Raw genomic sequence first — 20829 nt, 5'->3', positions numbered from 1 at the left:
GTGAGTTTCATTCCTATTTTCGCAGATTTTTCTTACACATGGCTAGGTACTTTTCGTGTAAATCTGTGATTTGAAGCAAAAGATCTGGGTCATCTGGATTATTCTTAACCACATCATCTGCCAGAGCAAGTCGTTGTTCACGAGATGCTTGAGATGCCAAGATAGCTTTTGCTTGCTCTTCGCTCACGTTATCGCGTTTCACCGTTCTTGAGATCTGGGTTTGTGGCTCGACATCAACGACAAGTACACGATCGCACAAACTATCGAGCTTGTTTTCTACCAACAAAGGTACAACTAAAAGAGCGTAGTCTGATGTGACTTGCTCCAAGTCTTCGATCATCTTTTCGCGAATCATTGGGTGCAATAACCCATTCACCCATGCTTTCTCTTCTGGGTTAGAGAAGATTTTTTCTCTCAATTTGGCTCTATCAAGTGTTTGATCATCTCGGACAATATCAGTGCCAAAGTGCTCAATGATGGCATTAAGTCCAGGTGTGCCTGGCTCTACGACTTCACGAGCCACAATATCAGCGTCAACGATGTCTATTTTGAACTGCTGTTTGAATAGGTTTGCCACGGTGGTTTTGCCGCTCGCAATACCGCCGGTTAGGCCAATAACAAAAGCCATTTACACTCCTAGAATCGACGTAAAGTACCAGTTGAGGATTTGATTGCCCCAAATTAAGCTCACCCATCCTGCAATTGCAAGGTAAGGGCCAAAAGGAAAGGCTTTTTCGATACCTTGCTTTTGCAAGCGCAGTTGGATAAGACCAAAAATGACGCCTACTACCGAAGAAAGCAAAATGATCATCGGCAGAGATTGCCAGCCCAACCAAGCTCCTAATGCAGCAAGGAGTTTAAAGTCGCCATAGCCCATTCCCTCTTTGCCTGTGAGGAGTTTGAATAACCAATAAACACTCCAAAGACATAAGTAGCCTGCCATTGCTCCAATAATAGAATCTTGAAGACTCACAGGGCTGATACCGGCAAGAGCAAGAGCAATACCCGCCCACATCAATGGTAGTGTGAGTTGGTCTGGCAGCAACATGGTATCAAGGTCGATAAATGTGGCAGCAATCAATACAAAGGTAAAGAAAACCAGCGCCACAGTGAAGTAGCTAAAACCGAAATGAAAAGCGATAAAACCCGAACAAAAAGCGGTAAGCAGTTCGATAAGAGGGTAACGGGCACTGATAGGTGATTGGCAGTTGTGGCATTTACCTTTTAGTAATAGCCAACTAATCACAGGGATATTGTCTCTAATGCGGATATGTGTACCGCATTGCTGACAAGATGAACGTGGCACGCTTAAGGTTAATGTCTCTTTTGGTGGCTCGATCTTGTATTCAGGGAATGATTCAGCGCACTCGCGTCGCCATTCTAGTTCCATGATCTTAGGTAAACGGTAAATAACTACGTTGAGGAAGCTACCCACGATCAAACCAAAAATAGCGGTAAATACAACGAATAGCCATGGGTAGTACTGGAATACTTCCATATCAGTCTCTTGAGCGGTAAATCAAACGAGCAAGGTGCTGTTTTGATAGAATTAATTTGCTAAAGGATCATTCTATCCCAATACGCTCATCAAGTTAAAGATTGGTAAGTACATTGCTGTCACCAAACCACCGACAACGACACCCAGAAAAACAATGATCAACGGTTCCAAAATCTTACTTAGGTTGTCGACGGTGTTATCGACTTCGAACTCATAAATAGCGGCTATCTTGTTGAGCATGTCATCTAAGCGACCTGACTCTTCACCAATCATGACCATTTGCAATACCAATTCTGGGAAGACGTTACAGTTACGCATGGCAATGTACATTGGCATACCAGCGGCAGTATCTCGATATACCTCTTCGATTGCCAATTGATAGTGCATGTTACCAGAGGTTTTTGAGGTAGTTTTCAAGGCGGTTAGGATAGGAATACCTGCGCTAAAACTGGTCGCCAAAGTACGGCTAAACTTCGCAATGGCAGCTTTGGATAAAACTGGTCCTAAAATAGGTACTCTTAAACTCGACCGTGCAGTCAAAAGACGAAATGAGTCGGAGCGTTGTGACATGATTTTGCCAGAAATGAGTAAGCTCACAAAGCTCAGCCCAATGAAGGGACCCCAATTTTGGGTCCAAGCAGAAAGGTTGAGTACCATCTGGGTGAAGGCGGGTAATTCGGCACCAAAACCTGTAAACATTTTTTCAAACTCAGGAATAACCTTTGTCAGCATTAAATAAGAAACCCCAAGTGCTACTAATACCACCATCGCCGGGTAAATGAGCGCTTTAATAACCTTTGCACGCAACTGCTCGCTTTTTTCTCGGTAGGTTGCCAGACGCTCAAAGACTTGGGATAAGTTACCGGACTGCTCACCTGTTGCTATTAAGTCGGTGTAAAGTGGATCAAAGTGCGTGCTAGCGGTACGCATGGCTTTCGACATCGGTGTCCCTGCTTCTACCGCTCGCGTCACACTCATTAGAATCGACTTCATTTCAGCTTTTTTATGGTTCTCTGAAACTAACTTGAGTGCCTGAACAATAGGGACGCCAGTCATCAACATGGTGGCGATTTGACGAGTAAACACCGTAATGTCTTTGCCTTTTACTCGATGACTTATCTTGGTGATAAAAGAAATACTGCCTTTTTTGAGTTTTTTTATCTTGATGTGCTGAGCATCAAGGCGTTCTCTTACCTCGACTTCTGTCATTGCGAGCACGTTACCAGAGGTTTTTTTACCCGAGCTATTAATGCCTTTCCAACGGTAGTTCTTAAGTTGTGGAGCGATGGTTTTCATAGTGTAAGTAATTGCCTAATAAAATCTGAGAAGTTAAAAATAGAGAACGCGTTGCAGCTCACTAAAGCTGGTGACGCCTTGTTTGAGCTTTTCAACACCGGACATTTGTAGAGTCTGCATACCATTGGCAATCGCTAGCTTTTCTAATTCATGTACTGAAGCGCCTTTGATGAGCGCATTTGACAGGGATTCATCAAACTTCATCACTTCGTAAATGCCTGTGCGACCAGAGTATCCTTGGGTGCATTCGTTACAACCGTCAGGGTTCGCTTGGAAGATATCTTCAGTGCTGGTAATTCCAATATGTTGAAGTTGGCTGTTTGGTTCTTGAGGTAGTCTGCAATGTGGACAAAGTTTTCGAGCTAAACGCTGAGCGATGATCAAACTAAGAGAGGATGCGAGGTTAAAGCTTTCTACCCCCATATTTGATAAGCGAATAACCGTCTCGGCGGCGGAGTTGGTATGCAGGGTAGAAAGGACTAAGTGCCCGGTTTGTGACGCTTTGATCGCGATTTCTGCCGTGTCGAGATCTCGGATCTCACCCACCATGACCACATCGGGATCTTGACGCAAGAAAGAGCGAAGCGCTTCTGCAAAGCCAAAGCCGATCTTAGGTTGAACTTGAACTTGGTTAATGCCGGGTAAGTTGATCTCAACGGGGTCTTCTGCGGTGGAAATGTTGATCTCGGTTTTATTGAGAATGCTCAAACCAGTGTAAAGAGAAACCGTTTTGCCGCTGCCTGTTGGTCCTGTCATTAGGATCATGCCTTGTGGGCGGCGCAGTGCTTCTAAATACAATTGCTTTTGATGATCGCTGTATCCGAGTTTATTGATATCTAATGCTGCAGAACTGCTGTCGAGCAAACGCAGTACGATTTTCTCCCCAAACAGAGTTGGCAGCGTGGAGACTCGCATGTCAATCGCGGTGTCTTGGTTTAATTTGAGCTTGATGCGACCATCCTGTGGTAAACGGCGCTCAGCGATATCAAGCTTAGATAGGATCTTTATTCGGGCTGAGAGGCGACGGCTTAAATGGCTCGGAGGCTGTTGAATTTCGATCAAGATGCCATCGCAACGCAAACGCACTCGATACATGTTTTCATAGGGCTCGAAGTGAATATCAGAAGCCCCTTTACGAACGGCATCGAGCAGAATTTGGTTAATATAACGACTAACAGGCGATTCATCTTGGCTGAGATCTTCAATGTTCTCAATTTCGTCCTCACCAATATCAACGAGACCTGCCAGTTCATCTTGGTTGATTTCTTTAAGACCGGACTTTTCTTGACCGAGTGCACGACCATATAAACGACGAATGGCTGCGGTGAGTTCTTTAAAGTCCGCCAGAACAAGCTCGACTTGTAAACCGGTAGCAAAACGAAAGTCATCTTCCGCTTGCAAGTTAGTTGGGTCTGCAACTGCGAGTATTAATGTCGAAGATGTGCGATTGAGTGGCAAGGCATTATGTCGAGTGATCAGATCGCGCAAGCCAAGCTTTTGGCACAGCGACGAGTACTCATACTGACTGAGTGATGTGCAGGAAAGTCCAAAGATAGAACTCAGGTGCTCAGTCAATTCGTGAGATTGAAAAAAGCCAGAACTGAGCAAAGCCTCCGGCATCGAAATGCCAGAAGCTTTTGCTTGCTCAAGTAACGATTCTTCTTGGGAAAAAGTCAGTATTCCCGCTTGACGAAGAACCGTTGAGAGGTTGGTTAGCATCTATACTAGCGACAGTTTTTTGGTAATAAATCGTCTGTAACAGGGCTAGCTGAGGAGCCTTGACATGTCCAAGTACCATCAGAAGCACGAACCAATTCAAAGTTTTTGCTAGTGATGAGGTTACTTACGCCTGAGGCATTGAACGTGAACTTGATAGTGCCACCCGCTGAACTAGCAGTTGAAAATGCGATAACACCTGAAGGGATTGTGCTCGGTACACCTAGATCTGCTTCTGTTTGGTTTGCTGTTGAACCATCAGGAAAAGCGCCATTTTCTACAGCGTAAGCTTCAACGTTAGTTTTTACACCAGTTAATGTAGCTAATGCGGATGCGACTTCTGATTTCGCTACATATTTTTGATATTGAGGAATTGCAATCGCAGCTAAAACACCAATAACCGCTACCACAATCATCAATTCAATTAGAGTAAAACCCTGCTGCTTCTTCTGTTTATTCGTTTTCATCTTGTTTCCTTAAGATAAATTTAGTTAATGCTTATGCATAGGGCAGAAGAGTAAAAAGAGTAGGGAAAAGAGAAAACTGGGAAGGTAGAAGCTCTCGACTGAGATAAAAATCTTTACACTCAAGTTGCATATTGCATGCAAGGTTTTGCGAGTGGTGTTATTTTTTATGCGGATAAAAATAAAGAGCCGTGCGGCTCTTTATTGGTGTTTAATGGCAGTAACTCTATGAGTTAACGAGAGTTACTTTTGCTTATTTAGTTTGGATTACTTGAAGCGCATCGAAAGATCCATCGCTTTTAGGTGCTTAGTTAAAGCGCCCACCGAGATGTAATCTACGCCTGTTTCTGCGTATTCAGCGATGGTTTCTAGAGTCACATTGCCAGAGTTTTCTAACGCAGCGCGTCCTGCATTGATAGCGACGGCTTCACGCATCATATCTGTAGTGAAGTTATCGAGCATGATGATATCTGCACCTGCTTCAATCGCTTCTTTTAGCTCGTCCAAGCTTTCCGTTTCCACTTCAACTGGTTTACCTGGGTTCAACGATTTTGCTGTGGTAATCGCTTGAGTGATCCCGCCACATGCAATGATGTGGTTTTCTTTAATAAGGTAGGCATCGAATACACCGATACGATGATTGAAACCACCGCCACAGGCTACTGCGTATTTTAGCGCACTGCGTAAGCCCGGAATGGTTTTACGAGTATCTAATAGGCGGCACTCTGTGTGAGCAATTTTCTCTGCGTACTCAGCGGTAATGGTCGCGCAACCTGAAAGGGTTTGAATAAAGTTCATCGCGTTGCGCTCGCCAGTGAGCAAATCACGAGCAGGACCAGTCAGTGTGCAAAGTGTTTGGTTTGGTTCAACCTTGTCACCATCTTTTACATGCCATTCGATCGCGACTTTGCCACCCAGTTGTTTAAATACTTCATCTGCCCATGCTTGACCACAAAATACACCGTGTTCACGAGTAATGATGGTTGCTGTGTTAATAGCGTCTGCTGGGATAAGCGATGCGGTGATGTCTCTGTCTGCATCCAATGTGCCACCTAGGTCTTCTTTTAGGGTATCGGCTACGGCACGAGTGATTTCTAATGGAAGCTGTTGCTTAAGGTATTCTAGGCGTTCTTGGCTGTTGTGTGTGTTCTTCATCGCAAATCTTGTCTTGAAAGGGAGATGGCAACGAATGATACTCTCCGGTGTCAATAATTTCAGCAGTTAATTTGCAAAGTAGAGAGGTTGATATGTGCCTAAAAATCGAGAGTGGTTGGTTGACGCAAGCAAAGCATGTTCCATCGCCATTCTTTGATGCTCGTTCAGACAAAGATGACATCTCTCTGCTGGTGGTTCACAACATCAGTTTGCCGCCAGGCCAGTTTGGTGGCTCATATATAGAGGACTTTTTTACTGGCAATCTCGATCCTAAAGCACATCCATTTTTTGAAGTAGTTCACAAAATGGGTGTTTCGGCACATTGCTTAATAAAGCGTAATGGCGAAATTGTTCAGTTTGTTTCGTTTTTAGATAGAGCTTGGCATGCAGGGCAATCTAGCTTTGCTGGTCGTGAACGTTGCAATGACTATTCGATTGGCATTGAGTTAGAAGGCACTGAGTTTGTGGCTTATACAGAAGAGCAATATCAATCACTTACAGCTTTGGCTCATGCGGTCATGCATTCTTACCCCAAAATCACCTTACCCCGAATCACGGGGCATCAGTATATCGCTCCCTTGAGAAAAGCCGATCCTGGTCTAAGCTTTGACTGGGTCAAGTTCAGGCAACAAATACAACGCTAACTTGTAGCGAAAGTGTAAATTCAAAAAACAGAAATAAATAAGGCATACACTCAAGTATGCCTTTTTTTGATACGAGAAATATGAATGCTTGTTAAAAGTTAACTACATTTTGAACGCTCAAAACAGCGGTTGGTGAAAAAATGTACGGATAATTTTGTCATTTTTTGTTTTTGTTGATCAAAATTACTAGCACGCAGAGCTCCCATCTGTTTTGTTTATGTAATTGGTAAGACCAATTTTATTGCTGTTTTAATAGTCGATTGTTATCAGAGTGTTGGTTGTAAGCTCATTCTATGATTTAGGTCAATTTTTGGCTGGACAGTGGCGTTTTAATTATGTTAATTTCTGCACCATCTTAAAATTGGTATTACCAATTACCTGCAAGAGTAGAAGAACAATAAATTATGGCTTATCAAAGGATTCGTCAGCCCAAGCTCTCTGATGTTATTGAACAAGAGCTAGAAAGGTTGATTGTGGAAGGAACATTGTCTCCGGGGCAGCAGTTGCCACCAGAGCGCGAACTCGCTAAGCAGTTCGATGTGTCTCGTCCATCTGTCCGTGAAGCCATTCAACGCTTAGAAGCAAAGCGTTTGCTTACTCGTCGTCAAGGCGGTGGCACATTCGTTAGTGAAAACATCTGGAAAAGCTTTTCAGATCCGTTGTTGAACTTGTTGTCGACTCACTCAGAAACGCAGTTAGACCTACTTGAATCGCGCCATGCGATGGAGGGGATTTCAGCGTACTTTGCAGCTTTGCGTGGTACCGATGAAGATTTTGCACGCATTCAAGCTTGTTTGAATCAAATTAGCGAAGAGCAAAAAAGCGATAACGTTGAGGCAGAAGCCGCTGCAGTGATGCAGTTTCTGATTGCTTTGACTGAAGCGGCACACAATGTCGTCCTGCTTCATATTGTTCGCAGCCTTGCGCCTTTGCTTGAGCAAAATGTTCTACAGAATCTAAAGCTCTTACATCGCCGCGATGAAGTGGTCGATAAAGTAAGTAAACACAGAGCTAATATCGTGGATGCGATTGTTTCTGGTCAGCCTGAAAAGGCACGTGAAATGTCTCACTCACATTTAGCTTATATTGAAGAAACATTGTTGGATTTGACTCGAGAAGAGTCTCGACGAGAGCGTTCTCTGCGTCGAATTCAGCAAGGTAACGATTCTTAATACAAGAACCGCTTACTTAAATAAGTAGATCCAACCAACAGAAGGATAGATCGCCATGTCTGACATGAAGCATGACGTAGATGCACTGGAAACTCAAGATTGGCTACAAGCCCTTGAATCAGTTGTTCGTGAAGAAGGTGTAGAACGTGCACAGTTTCTATTAGAAACCGTTCTAGAAAAAGCACGTCTAGACGGCGTTGATATGCCAACTGGCATCAACACAAACTACATCAACACTATTCCAGCAGCACAAGAACCAGCTTACCCTGGTGACGTAACTCTTGAGCGTCGTATTCGTTCGATTATTCGCTGGAACGCAATCATGATCGTATTGCGTGCTTCTAAGAAAGACCTAGACCTAGGTGGTCACATGGCTTCTTACCAGTCAGCAGCGGCGTTCTACGAAGTTTGTTTCAACCACTTCTTCCGTGCTCCAAACGAGACGGACGGTGGCGATCTAGTTTACTACCAAGGTCACATCTCTCCGGGCATCTACGCTCGTGCATTCGTTGAAGGTCGTCTAACTGAAGAGCAGCTAGACAACTTCCGTCAAGAAGTAGACGGTAAAGGTATCCCATCATACCCGCACCCTAAATTGATGCCTGAGTTCTGGCAGTTCCCAACAGTATCTATGGGTCTTGGTCCAATTTCTGCGATCTACCAAGCGCGTTTCCTTAAGTACCTAGACGGTCGTGGTCTGAAAGACACGTCTGCACAGCGTGTATACGCATTCCTAGGTGACGGTGAAATGGATGAGCCAGAATCACGTGGTTCACTTTCTTTCGCTGCGCGTGAGAAACTAGACAACCTAACATTCCTAATCAACTGTAACCTACAGCGTCTAGACGGTCCTGTAATGGGTAACGGTAGCATCATCCAAGAGCTAGAAGGTCTATTCAAAGGCGCTGGCTGGAACGTTGTTAAAGTTATCTGGGGTAGCAACTGGGATGCTCTACTTGCTAAAGATACAACAGGCAAGCTTCTACAGTTGATGAACGAAACTGTAGATGGTGACTACCAAACATTTAAATCTAAAGACGGTGCTTACGTACGTGAACACTTCTTTGGTAAGTACCCAGAGACTGCAGCACTAGTTGCAGACATGACTGATGACGAAATCTTCGCACTTAAGCGCGGTGGTCACGAGTCTTCTAAACTGTACGCAGCTTACAAAAACGCAGCAGAAACTAAAGGTCGTCCAACAGTAATCCTAGCGAAGACTGTTAAAGGTTACGGCATGGGTGAAGCGGCTGAAGGTAAGAACATCGCGCACCAAGTTAAGAAGATGGATATGACTCACGTACTACACCTACGTGATCGTCTAGGTCTTCAAGACATCCTAACTGACGAAGCAGTGAAAGAACTTCCATACCTGAAACTTGAAGAAGGTACAGCGGAGTACGAATACCTACACGCTCGTCGTAAAGAACTAAAAGGTTACACGCCACAGCGTCTACCTAAGTTCACTCAAGAATTCAAAACACCTGAGCTAGAAGAGTTCGCTCCGCTACTAAGTGAGCAGAAGCGTGATATCTCTACAACAATGGCTTACGTTCGTACTCTTAATATCCTGCTTAAGAACAAGAACATTGGTAAGAACATCGTTCCTATCATCTGTGACGAAGCTCGTACGTTCGGTATGGAAGGTTTATTCCGTCAGATCGGTATTTACAACCCGCACGGTCAGAACTACACACCTCAAGATCGCGACATCGTTTCTTACTACAAAGAAGCAACTTCAGGTCAGGTTCTACAAGAAGGTATCAACGAACTAGGTTCAATGGCTTCATGGGTTGCAGCAGCAACGTCATACAGCACGAACGATCTACCAATGATCCCGTTCTACATCTACTACTCAATGTTTGGTTTCCAACGTGTAGGTGATATGGCGTGGATGGCTGGTGACCAACAAGCTCGTGGTTTCCTACTAGGTGCTACTGCAGGTCGTACAACGCTAAACGGTGAAGGTCTACAGCACGAAGATGGTCACTCGCACATCATGGCGAATACAGTTCCTAACTGTATCTCTTACGACCCAACATTCGCTTACGAAGTTGCAGTAATCATGCAAGACGGTATCCGTCGCATGTACGGTGAGAACCAAGAGAACGTGTTCTACTACCTAACGGTAATGAACGAAAACTACGCAATGCCAGCAATGCCAGAAGGCGCTGAAGAAGGTATCCGTAAGGGTATCTACAAGCTTGAGTCTTACGCAGGTGACAAGTCTAAAGTTCAGCTAATGGGCTCTGGTACTATCATGAACGAAGTACGTAAAGCAGCGACTATCCTAAGCGAAGAGTACGGCATCGCATCTGACGTGTTCTCTGTTACATCGTTCAACGAGCTAACTCGTGACGGTCAAGACGCAGAGCGTTACAACATGCTTCACCCAGAAGCAGAAGCAAAAGTACCTTACATTGCACAAGTAATGGGTACTGAGCCAGCAATCGCAGCGACTGACTACATGAAGAACTACTCTGAGCAAGTTCGTGCATTCATGCCTTCTGAGTCTTACAAAGTACTTGGTACTGATGGTTACGGTCGTTCTGACAGCCGTGAGAACCTACGTCGTCACTTCGAAGTTAACGCGGGCTACGTAGTTGTTGCAGCTCTTACTGAGCTAGCGAAACGTGGTGATGTTGAGAAGTCAGTCGTCGTTGAAGCGATTGCTAAGTTCAACATCGACACTGAAAAAACAAACCCACTTTACGCTTAATACAGCGCTTAACTAGAAGGTAAATAAGCAATGGCAATCGAAATTAATGTACCTGACATCGGTGCGGATGAGGTTGAAGTTACTGAGATTCTTGTAAGCGTTGGCGACAAGGTTGAAGAAGAGCAGTCTCTTATCACTGTTGAAGGCGACAAAGCTTCTATGGAAGTTCCAGCGTCTCAAGCAGGTATCGTTAAAGAAATCAAAGTAGCAGAAGGTGATTCTGTTACGACTGGCTCTCTAATCATGATTTTCGAAGCTGAAGGTGCCGCTGTAGAAGCGGCTCCTGCGGCAGCTCCAGCAGTTGAAGCTGCACCAGTTGCAGCTCCTGCAGCGGCAGAACTGAAAGAAGTTCACGTTCCAGATATCGGTGGCGACGAAGTAGAAGTTACTGAAATCATGGTTGCAGTTGGCGACAGCATCGAAGAAGAGCAATCTCTTCTAACGGTTGAAGGCGACAAAGCATCAATGGAAGTACCAGCACCATTCGCCGGTACTCTAAAAGAGATCAAAGTTGCTGCTGGTGATAAAGTAACAACTGGTTCTCTAATCATGGTATTCGAAACTGCCGGTTCAGGCGCAGCAGCGGCTCCAGCAGCCGAGGCGTCGGACCGAGTAGAAGCTCCAGCAGCTCCAGCAGCTCCAGCGGCAGCAGCTGACAAAGAAGTGAATGTTCCAGATATCGGCGGTGACGAAGTTGAAGTTACTGAGATCATGGTTAAAGTTGGCGACACAGTAGAAGAAGAGCAATCTCTAATCACTGTTGAAGGTGACAAAGCTTCAATGGAAGTTCCAGCTCCATTCGCTGGTACGGTAAAAGAAATCAAGATTGCAGCTGGCGATAAAGTAACGACTGGCTCTCTAATCATGGTATTCGAAGTAGCTGGCGCAGCTCCAGCTCCTGTTGCAGCACCTGCACAAGCAGCAGCTCCAGCACCTGCAGCGGCTCCTGCTCCAGCAGCAAAAGTTGAAGCTGCACCTGCAGCGAACGATTTCCAAGAGAACAACGACTACGCACACGCGTCTCCAGTTGTCCGTCGTCTTGCTCGTGAATTTGGCGTTAACCTATCTAAGGTTAAAGGTACTGGTCGTAAGAGCCGTATCCTAAAAGAAGACGTTCAAGCTTACGTTAAAGATGCGCTTAAGCGTCTTGAGTCTGGCGCTGGTGCGGCAGCATCTGGTAAGGGCGACGGCGCAGCGCTTGGTCTACTACCTTGGCCAAAAGTTGACTTCAGCAAGTTCGGTGAGACGGAAGTTCAGAAGCTTTCTAAGATCAAGAAGATTTCTGGTGCAAACCTACACCGTAACTGGGTAATGATCCCTCACGTTACACAGTGGGACAACGCTGACATCACTGAGCTAGAAGCGTTCCGTAAAGAGCAGAATGCAATCGAAGCGAAGAAAGACACTGGCATGAAGATCACTCCTCTTGTGTTCATCATGAAAGCAGTAGCGAAAGCACTAGAAGCGTTCCCTGCGTTTAACTCTTCACTTTCTGAAGATGGCGAAAGCATCATTCTTAAGAAGTACGTGAACGTAGGTATCGCAGTAGATACGCCAAACGGTCTTGTTGTTCCTGTATTTAAAGACGTGAACAAGAAAGGCATTTACGAGCTATCTGAAGAGCTAATGGCAGTTTCTAAGAAAGCACGTGCAGGTAAGCTAACGGCAGCTGACATGCAAGGCGGTTGTTTCACAATCTCTAGCCTTGGCGGTATCGGCGGTACAGCGTTTACGCCAATCGTAAATGCGCCAGAAGTAGGTATCCTAGGTGTATCTAAATCTGAAATGAAGCCAGTGTGGAACGGCAAAGAGTTCGAACCACGTCTACAGCTTCCACTGTCTCTATCATACGACCACCGTGTGATTGATGGTGCAGAAGGTGCACGCTTCATTACTTTCCTAAACGGTGCACTATCAGACATTCGTCGCCTAGTACTGTAATATAGAAAGTAATAGTTAAGGTGGCTTTCGGGTCACCTTACTTCTTTATATAAAAGACTATTTTTAGACGACAATTTCTCACATCGTTCAGAATCTGAAAGATGAATTGTTGTCTAGCTCACAGGCTAACTTAAAGCTGCTTTCACACTGTTAACATCTCTGTAAAATATTGATCGTTTGAAAGCCTAATAATTTAAGAACATCTACTCAGCCTGTTAGGGATAATGACTACAAGAGGTCACAATGAGCAAAGAAATTAAAGCCCAAGTTGTTGTACTTGGTTCTGGTCCTGCTGGTTACTCAGCTGCATTCCGTTGTGCGGACTTAGGTCTAGAAACAGTACTAGTTGAACGTTACAGCACTCTTGGTGGTGTATGTCTAAACGTTGGTTGTATTCCATCTAAAGCACTTCTTCACGTTTCAAAAGTTATCGAAGAAGCGAAAGCGATGGCTGAGCACGGTGTTGTGTTTGGCGAACCGCAAACAGACATCAGCAAAATCCGTATCTGGAAAGAGAAAGTTGTAAATCAACTGACTGGCGGTCTTAGCGGTATGGCTAAGATGCGTAATGTTACTGTAGTAAACGGCTACGGTAAGTTCACAAGTCCTAACTCTATCCTTGTAGAAGGCGAAGGCGAGTCAACAACGGTTAACTTCGACAACGCTATCATTGCTGCGGGTTCTCGCCCAATCAAACTGCCATTCATCCCGCATGAAGACCCACGTATTTGGGATTCAACGGATGCTCTAGAACTGAAAGAAGTACCTGAAAAGCTGCTTATCATGGGCGGTGGTATCATCGGTCTAGAAATGGGTACGGTTTACCACTCACTAGGTTCTAAAGTAGACGTAGTTGAGATGTTTGACCAAGTTATCCCTGCTGCGGACAAAGACATCGTTAAAGTCTTCACTAAGCGTATTAAAGACAAGTTCAAGCTAATGCTTGAGACGAAAGTAACAGCAGTTGAAGCGAAAGAAGATGGTATCTACGTTTCAATGGAAGGCAAAAAAGCACCAGCAGAAGCTGAGCGCTACGATGCGGTTCTTGTTGCTATCGGTCGTGTTCCAAACGGTGCGCTTATCGACGCTGAAAAAGCGGGCATTGAGGTGGACGAGCGTGGCTTTATCAACGTTGATAAGCAAATGCGCACTAACGTTCCTCACATCCACGCGATCGGTGACGTAGTTGGTCAACCAATGCTTGCTCACAAAGGTGTGCATGAAGGTCACGTTGCTGCAGAAGTTATCTCTGGCAAGAAGCACTACTTCGACCCTAAAGTTATTCCTTCAATTGCTTACACTGAGCCAGAAGTGGCATGGGTTGGTAAGACTGAGAAAGAAGCGAAAGCTGAAGGCATCAACTACGAAGTGGCAACATTCCCATGGGCTGCATCAGGTCGTGCAATCGCATCTGACTGTGCAGACGGTATGACTAAGCTAATCTTCGATAAAGAGACTCACCGTGTTATTGGTGGTGCAATCGTTGGTACTAACGGTGGCGAACTGCTTGGTGAAATCGGTCTAGCTATTGAGATGGGTTGTGATGCTGAAGATATCGCATTAACTATCCATGCTCACCCAACTCTACACGAGTCAGTGGGTCTAGCTGCTGAAGTATTTGAAGGTTCAATCACTGACCTTCCAAACAAAAAAGCAGTTAAAAAGAAAAAATAATTTCTTTTGAAGACCGAGAGTCTTAAAACTTGAATGATAAAAACCGCTGATTCGTCAGCGGTTTTTTTATGCGCGGAACTTGAAGAGGGAATGAGGTCTCCTTTTAGGCGATTGTGCTTGATAGTTGGAAATCTCTTGGTTTAACACCAAGGAATCGAGAGGTATGTATTTGGATAATCATGAAAGGAGTTTCGATTAAGAAGGGGTTGGCTGAACTTGTTCCTAGAAAGGCAAAATAAAATCCAGCTTCGCAGCTGTCTAAAACGAAAAAGGCCAACACTCCAGTGTCAGCCTTTCATTTAGTTAAACTCGCGTTTTAGCTTAGTGATCGCGGTTGTAGATGCACAACATATCTAGGTAAGCACTAACGAGTGTTGATAGCTCGGCTTCGCTCTTAGAGCGATTTGCTTGTACGAAGATAGAGTAACAAATACCATGGAACAGATTCGCCAAGTGTTCCGGTTCATGTTGATCACAAACTTCCCCACGTTCGATAGCTTTGATGAACATGTTTTGCACCAGCAGTTGGTTGGTGCGGTTTGTCGTTACGAATAGTGGCCACACTTCATCACGTGTTGATGCACTCCACTCGAACCAAACTTTCAACCAATGGCAATCTTGGCTTACTAGTTCAATCATTGCGTTAGTGATGTTAGCGATGTTCTCGCGTGCATGAATGTCTAAGTCGATGTTATCTGATAAGAAGTTCGAGAATTGACGAACCACGTGATTCAGAACTTCATCCACCAAGTCTTCGCGAGTTGGGAAGTAGTTAAATACTGTCGCAACAGAAACTTGAGCAATCTCTGCAATATCAGCGTGACCACCACGACCAATGCCGCGACGAGCAAACACTTCAAGAGCGATTTCCATTAGTTGCTGTTTACGTTTTAGAGGGGAAAGCCTAGTACGAGGTCTCTTTGCAATTGAGTCCATAATCCATTTTCCTTGCCATTTGAGTTGATATTTTGGGGATAGTCCCCTAATTGATTATTTTAATAGTTGCTTAAAGCATTGATGAGTGTAATGGTGCATATGTGCAAGGTCAACATCTGATGCATAATTTATAGACAGTAATGTCATTATTGATGTTTCATTCAATGATATAAGTTCTAAAATTAAGACTTTCATCCAAGAATTCAACGAAATGGGATGCGACTTTCCACCTATTGAGTGGGGTGTTACACTACACGCCGCAAGATAAGGTGATCGTTTGCGTACGACCTACCTCAACCCACAAAGAAAATTGAGCACAGTATGAAACATACAGTAGAAGTCATGATTTCTGAGCAAGAAGTTCAGGAACGTATTCGTGAATTAGGCAAGCAAATTACAGAACGTTACCAAGGTAGCGAAGATCTGGTTCTGGTTGGTTTGCTACGCGGTTCATTTGTATTTATGGCCGATTTGGCTCGTGCAATCGAACTGACTCACCAAGTCGACTTTATGACCGCTTCTAGCTACGGTAACACGATGGAAAGCTCTCGTGACGTACGTATCCTGAAAGACCTTGATGACGACATCAAAGGCAAAGACGTACTGATCGTGGAAGACATCATTGATACAGGTAACACACTGAACAAGATCCGTGAAATCCTGTCTCTACGTGAGCCGAAGTCTATTGCGATTTGTACGCTGCTAGACAAGCCATCACGTCGTGAAGTTGAAGTGCCAGTTGATTATGTCGGTTTTGCTATTCCTGATGAATTCGTAGTTGGTGTGGGTATCGACTACGCTCAAAAATACCGTCATCTACCGTTCATTGGTAAAGTGGTGCCTCAAGAGTAATCATTAGTCTTGATAGAAGAATACAAAAAACGCCCGTTAAGCAATTAACGGGCGTTTTCTTTTATTTGGTTCGGCTTATGTTTTTAACTCAGCGACAAAGCAATTTGTTGTCTGAGTTAAGAATGGTTGAGAGCGCTTTTTGGTAAGAGGCTTCCACGGTCTCTTTTGAGTTTGAACGAATTCCCAAGTATTCAAGGCGACCATCTTCAATCCCGTAAACTACGCCATGAATCTCAACGTCCTGACCACGCTCCCACGCATTTTGCATGATGGTGGAGTTGCCTAAGTTATAGACTTGCTCAGCTACGTTGATTTCACCCAGTTTGTCAGCGCGGTCTTCAAGAGGCATCTGGTCTAGGTATGGGCGATGTTTAAAGTAAAGGTCACGGATATGAAGTAACCAGTTATTGATAAGACCTAGTTGAGGATTATCAATAGCGGCGTTAACGCCACCACAGCCATAGTGACCACATACGATGATGTGTTTTACTTTCAATACGTCCACGGCGTATTGCACCACAGAGAGGCAGTTTAGGTCTGTGTGGATGACCTGGTTCGCAACGTTTCGGTGAACAAATAACTCGCCAGAGAAAAGACCGGTCAATCGCTCTGCAGGAACGCGACTGTCTGAGCATCCAATCCAAAGAAAGTCTGGTTTCTGACCTTCTGCAAGCTTTGCAAAGTATTCTGGACGATCAGATTTAATTTCTTCTGACCACTTAGAGTTATTTTCGAATAATTGTTTAATTTCCGGCATCTGACATCTACTTCCCTAAAAATTAAAAAAACCAACCACTCACCAGTGCTTATAAAGCGATCAGCGCTGTAACTATACACAATGTTACAATTTCGATCCCGTTAAATATTCATTCAAGATGACTCATCTGACTAGTTCTCGCTGTGAAAATCATAAAATATGCAGACATCATTCAGTATGCGAACAAGCCTAGCGAATTCGTGGTTTTATTGTGTTTTTTTCTTTGGCGAAATATTTGTTAGATTGATGGCATTTTGTCTTTTTAATGCAGGGAGCAAATTCAATGTTCGGTAGTCGCTTTAAGGATATCAACTTGAAAGGGGATCTGTTTGGTGGCGTCACCACGGCCATTATTTCACTTCCTCTTGCGTTAGCCTTTGGTGTCGCATCTGGCGCTGGCGCAGAAGCAGGTTTATGGGGTGCGATCATGGTGGGGCTTTTCGCGTCACTGTTTGGTGGTTCCAACACTCTGATTTCTGAGCCTACCGGTCCTATGACAGTGATCATGACCGCCGTGTTGACTAGCATGATGGCGAAGTACCCAGAGACGGGAATGGCAATGACATTCACCGTTGTGATGATGGCCGGGGCGTTTCAAATTGTGCTTGGTACATTGAAACTCGGTAAATACGTGACACTCATGCCTTATAGTGTCATCTCGGGATTCATGTCAGGGATTGGCGTGATTCTGATTATCTTGCAGTTGTCGCCTTTACTCGGTCATGCTGCACCTTCTGGTGGGGTTATAGGCACATTATCGGCATTGCCTGATACCATTTCTAACCTGAAGTTTAGCGAGTTGTTTTTGGGCTTGCTGACATTAGGCATCTTATTCTTCTTTCCGAAGCAGTATCGTAAGTACGTACCCGCCCAACTTGTCGCGCTAGTAGCGGTTACGTTGTTATCGGTGATTTTGTTTGATGCAGAAGACATTCGTCGAATTGGTGAAATCCCAGCAGGCTTACCTTCTTTGGTCGTGCCACATATCGATCCTGCGATGTTCACCGAGATGGTCATTGATGCATTAGTTCTGGGTACGTTGGGTTGTATTGATACGCTATTAACTGCGGTAATCGGTGATTCATTAACACGTAAAGAGCATGACTCAGACAAGGAGCTACGTGGTCAAGGCTTGGCAAACATGATTTCTGGTTTGTTTGGCGCTTTACCAGGTGCTGGTGCCACAATGGGTACAGTAACCAATATCCAAGTAGGGGCTCGTTCTCCTTTGTCTGGTGTTATTCGTGCGCTGATTCTCGCGCTGGTGGTTTTGGTTGCAAGTGGCTTGACCGAACCTATCCCGATGGCTGTGCTGGCGGGTATTGCAGTGTATGTTGGCTTCAATATTCTTGATTGGAGTTTTATCCAACGTGCTCATAAGGTGAGCTTCCCAGGTATGGCGGTTATGTATGGCGTCATGCTGCTGACGGTCTTTGTTGATTTGATTGTTGCTGTGGGGTTAGGGGTATTTATTTCTAATATCATCATCATTGAGCGTTTGAGTCGTGAGCAAGCACGCCAAGTTAAGGCCATCAGTGATGCCGATGAAGATGATGTTCCGCTTACGGACAGTGAACGAGGACTGCTTGATCGAGCCAATGGTAAAGTCTTGTTCTTCTACTTGTCTGGACCAATGATCTTCAGTGTTTCGAAAGCCATTTCTCGTCAACACTCCAGTATTTCGGATTACGAAGTGATGATCCTCGATCTGACTGATGTGCCGATGATTGATGTTACGGTAGGCTTAGCGCTTGAGAATGCGATCAAAGATGCGTTGGATGCGGAGTGTGAAGTTTACTTGCTGTGTCCAAACCAACGCACACGTGAGCAATTAGAGAAGTTCCACGTGATTGATTTAGTCCCTGATGAGAACACTTACAAGTTCCGTTATGAGGCATTGAATGCTGCGATAAAGCATGTAGAAACAGATGAGCATCAAATGCTAACAATGTAATCTTGTTTTGTTTTTTAAAAGCGCTGCCAAAGTTGTTTGGCGGCGCTTTTTAGTATACGGAGTCGGGGATTTATAGTTATTTCTAATTTTATAGAAAGGTTTATTTGTATTCATCGTTATTCAACGATAAACTAATTCAACTTCAGTGCAATACCGCTTTGACCGCTGAGTCATATCAACTCTCTATCGGTATTGGCATTCACGATTCATCAACAGATGGCAATTATTACGCAATGTACGCATTAGAAATTGAACAGCTTCGCAAGACCTATGCGGGCGGATTTGAAGCGTTGAAGGGTATTAGCCTAACAGTAGAAAAAGGTGACTTCTACGCGCTTCTAGGACCAAATGGTGCAGGTAAATCCACTACGATTGGCATTATCTCTTCTTTGGTAAACAAAACTTCAGGCACGACCAAGGTCTTTGGTTACGACATTGATACGCATCTTGAATTAGCAAAGCAAAACCTAGGTTTGGTGCCACAAGAATTCAACTTCAACCAATTTGAGACGGTTGAACAGATTGTGATGCAGCAAGCAGGCTACTATGGCGTGTCAAAGATTCAGGCGAAAGAACGTGCCGAGAAGTATCTGACAAAGCTCGATTTGTGGGAAAAACGCAAAGAACGTGCGCGTAATCTATCTGGTGGTATGAAGCGCCGTCTTATGATTGCTCGCGCTTTAATGCATGAGCCACAGTTGTTGATCCTTGATGAACCAACCGCTGGTGTCGATATCGAATTGCGTCGCTCGATGTGGGATTTCTTAAAAGAGATTAACCAAGAGCAGGGTATTACTATCATTCTAACGACTCACTACCTTGAAGAAGCAGAAATGTTGTGTCGCAATATCGGTATCATCAACAAAGGTGAGCTTATTGAGAATACGACGATGAAAGCGCTGCTTGGTAAGCTTCGTGTTGAAACCTTCATTCTCGATGTTGAGTTTGACGGTGAGATGCCAGAGCTTAAAGGGGTGAATAGTCAGGTTATGATAAATGGCTCGCTAGAAATTGAACTGGATAAGAGCCAGGGGTTGAACTCAGTATTCAGTCAGCTTTCCGAACATGGCGTAAAAGTGCTGTCTATGCGTAACAAAGCGAACCGCTTGGAAGAGTTGTTTGTCAGCATCGTTCGCGGAGGTAACCAATAATGTACAAGTTATATTGGACGGCTTTTTGCAGCCTGCTCACCAAAGAAATCAATCGCTTTACTCGTATTTGGGTACAAACGCTAGTTCCGCCAGCGATTACAATGACGCTGTACTTCATCATTTTTGGTAGTTTGATTGGCTCTCGCATTGGCGACATGAACGGTTTTAGTTACATGGAGTACATTGTGCCTGGTCTGATTATGATGTCGGTGATCACCAACTCGTATTCCAATGTGGCCTCATCGTTCTTTAGCTCGAAATTTCAGCGTAATATTGAAGAGCTTCTGGTTGCACCGGTACCAAACTACGTGATCATCCTCGGTTTTGTCATGGGAGGCGTTGTGCGTGGTTTATTGGTGGGAACTATTGTGACGTTTGTGTCTCTGTTTTTTGTGGATCTGCAAGTCGACCACTGGGGCATCATTATCGCGACGGTATTTATGACATCAGTTGTGTTCTCACTAGGTGGCTTAATCAACGCAGTTTATGCAAGAACGTTCGACGATATCTCTATAATCCCGACGTTTGTATTGACGCCTCTGACCTACTTAGGTGGCGTGTTCTACTCTATCAGCCTGTTGCCTGAGTTCTGGCAAGGTGTGTCGAAGCTGAACCCTATCGTCTACATGGTGAACGCATTCCGTTACGGTTTTCTCGGGGTTTCTGATGTTGGCATTGTGACGTCATTTAGCGTGCTGACGGTATTCGTTGTTGCGCTTTATGCCGTGGCACATTACCTCGTGACCAAAGGAATTGGCTTGAGAAGCTAACATAAACAGATGTTGAAAGAGCAGCGATGAGAGCTGCTCTTTCTTTATGCATTTCTATACATTCCCATACAATTTTTCGACTTTTTACATGCTAGGTTTTACTCATTTCTGTAAATGCATTTGTTGTAAA

General features: G+C 44.5%; 17 protein-coding genes. 9 read left to right on the top strand and 8 right to left on the bottom strand.

The genetic code is table 11. The features are described from left to right. Nucleotides 1–13: 13 nt before the first annotated feature. The 6 genes from coaE to nadC form a co-directional block, all read right to left on the bottom strand. Nucleotides 14–628 (bottom strand): dephospho-CoA kinase, encoded by a 615-nt coding sequence (gene coaE, locus J4N44_RS13910; protein ID WP_017817675.1) that lies wholly within the window; start codon nt 626–628, stop codon nt 14–16. Then, entirely contained in the window at nt 629–1498 is an 870-nt protein-coding gene (locus J4N44_RS13905; protein WP_005446255.1) for a prepilin peptidase, read from the bottom strand. A 72-nt stretch (nt 1499–1570) separates the two neighbouring features. Continuing rightward, nucleotides 1571–2794, bottom strand: coding sequence for a type II secretion system F family protein (locus tag J4N44_RS13900; RefSeq protein ID WP_005446256.1), 1224 nt, complete (start codon nt 2792–2794; stop codon nt 1571–1573). 33 nt (nt 2795–2827) lie between these two features. After that, entirely contained in the window at nt 2828–4513 is a 1686-nt protein-coding gene (gene pilB, locus J4N44_RS13895; RefSeq protein ID WP_049535467.1) for a type IV-A pilus assembly ATPase PilB, read from the bottom strand. 5 nt (nt 4514–4518) lie between these two features. Then, nucleotides 4519–4977, bottom strand: coding sequence for a pilin (locus tag J4N44_RS13890; RefSeq protein WP_017189133.1), 459 nt, complete (start codon nt 4975–4977; stop codon nt 4519–4521). 264 nt (nt 4978–5241) lie between these two features. After that, nucleotides 5242–6129: a carboxylating nicotinate-nucleotide diphosphorylase gene (nadC, locus tag J4N44_RS13885; RefSeq protein ID WP_074050812.1), complete on the bottom strand. Its 888-nt coding sequence runs from the start codon at nt 6127–6129 to the stop codon at nt 5242–5244. A gap of 92 nt (nt 6130–6221) precedes the next feature. Between nadC and ampD the strand changes: the two genes are divergently transcribed. The 5 genes from ampD (at nt 6222) to lpdA (ending at nt 14279) form a co-directional block, all read left to right on the top strand. Further along, nucleotides 6222–6773 carry a 1,6-anhydro-N-acetylmuramyl-L-alanine amidase AmpD gene (gene ampD / locus J4N44_RS13880; RefSeq protein WP_252044564.1) on the top strand — a complete coding sequence of 184 codons (552 nt, stop codon included), beginning with the start codon at nt 6222–6224 and terminating at the stop codon, nt 6771–6773. A gap of 404 nt (nt 6774–7177) precedes the next feature. Then, nucleotides 7178–7945 carry a pyruvate dehydrogenase complex transcriptional repressor PdhR gene (gene pdhR, locus J4N44_RS13875; RefSeq protein ID WP_009699648.1) on the top strand — a complete coding sequence of 256 codons (768 nt, stop codon included), beginning with the start codon at nt 7178–7180 and terminating at the stop codon, nt 7943–7945. Between the two features lie 55 nt (nt 7946–8000). Next, the gene (gene aceE / locus J4N44_RS13870; RefSeq protein ID WP_005446262.1) at nt 8001–10664 is read left to right on the top strand and encodes a pyruvate dehydrogenase (acetyl-transferring), homodimeric type; all 2664 of its coding nucleotides are present in this window, start codon (nt 8001–8003) and stop codon (nt 10662–10664) included. A gap of 30 nt (nt 10665–10694) precedes the next feature. Continuing rightward, complete coding sequence (aceF, locus tag J4N44_RS13865; protein ID WP_252044563.1) at nt 10695–12605, top strand: pyruvate dehydrogenase complex dihydrolipoyllysine-residue acetyltransferase; 1911 nt, start codon at nt 10695–10697, stop codon at nt 12603–12605. A 243-nt stretch (nt 12606–12848) separates the two neighbouring features. Continuing rightward, nucleotides 12849–14279 (top strand): dihydrolipoyl dehydrogenase, encoded by a 1431-nt coding sequence (lpdA, locus tag J4N44_RS13860; protein ID WP_005446266.1) that lies wholly within the window; start codon nt 12849–12851, stop codon nt 14277–14279. Nucleotides 14280–14600: 321 nt separating this feature from the next. Here the strand turns inward: lpdA and opaR are convergent, their stop codons facing one another. After that, nucleotides 14601–15215 carry a transcriptional regulator OpaR gene (opaR, locus tag J4N44_RS13855; protein WP_005446268.1) on the bottom strand — a complete coding sequence of 205 codons (615 nt, stop codon included), beginning with the start codon at nt 15213–15215 and terminating at the stop codon, nt 14601–14603. Nucleotides 15216–15536: 321 nt separating this feature from the next. Here opaR and hpt point away from each other — a divergent pair, with 321 nt between their 5' ends. Further along, a complete protein-coding gene (gene hpt, locus J4N44_RS13850; protein WP_005446271.1) occupies nt 15537–16067 on the top strand; it encodes a hypoxanthine phosphoribosyltransferase in 531 nt (176 codons plus the stop codon). An 88-nt stretch (nt 16068–16155) separates the two neighbouring features. Here hpt and can read toward each other — a convergent pair whose 3' ends face one another. Beyond that, nucleotides 16156–16824 (bottom strand): carbonate dehydratase, encoded by a 669-nt coding sequence (gene can, locus J4N44_RS13845; RefSeq protein WP_005446273.1) that lies wholly within the window; start codon nt 16822–16824, stop codon nt 16156–16158. A gap of 283 nt (nt 16825–17107) precedes the next feature. On the opposite strand from can, the gene J4N44_RS13840 reads away from it, so the two are divergent. The 3 genes from J4N44_RS13840 (at nt 17108) to J4N44_RS13830 (ending at nt 20699) form a co-directional block, all read left to right on the top strand. Next, nucleotides 17108–18778 (top strand): SulP family inorganic anion transporter, encoded by a 1671-nt coding sequence (locus J4N44_RS13840; protein WP_009698752.1) that lies wholly within the window; start codon nt 17108–17110, stop codon nt 18776–18778. 233 nt (nt 18779–19011) lie between these two features. Then, nucleotides 19012–19929: an ABC transporter ATP-binding protein gene (locus tag J4N44_RS13835; protein ID WP_005446278.1), complete on the top strand. Its 918-nt coding sequence runs from the start codon at nt 19012–19014 to the stop codon at nt 19927–19929. Continuing rightward, nucleotides 19929–20699, top strand: a complete 771-nt coding sequence (locus J4N44_RS13830) for an ABC transporter permease (RefSeq protein ID WP_005446280.1) — start codon at nt 19929–19931, stop codon at nt 20697–20699. Before J4N44_RS13835 ends, J4N44_RS13830 begins: the two co-directional genes overlap by 1 nt. Nucleotides 20700–20829: the final 130 nt, after the last annotated feature.

The sequence above is a fragment of the Vibrio sp. SCSIO 43155 genome (genome assembly GCF_023716605.1).
GTDB lineage: Bacteria > Pseudomonadota > Gammaproteobacteria > Enterobacterales > Vibrionaceae > Vibrio > Vibrio harveyi.
The sequence above is the reverse complement of the archived record's forward strand: the minus strand, read 5'-3'. Positions and strand labels throughout refer to the sequence as shown.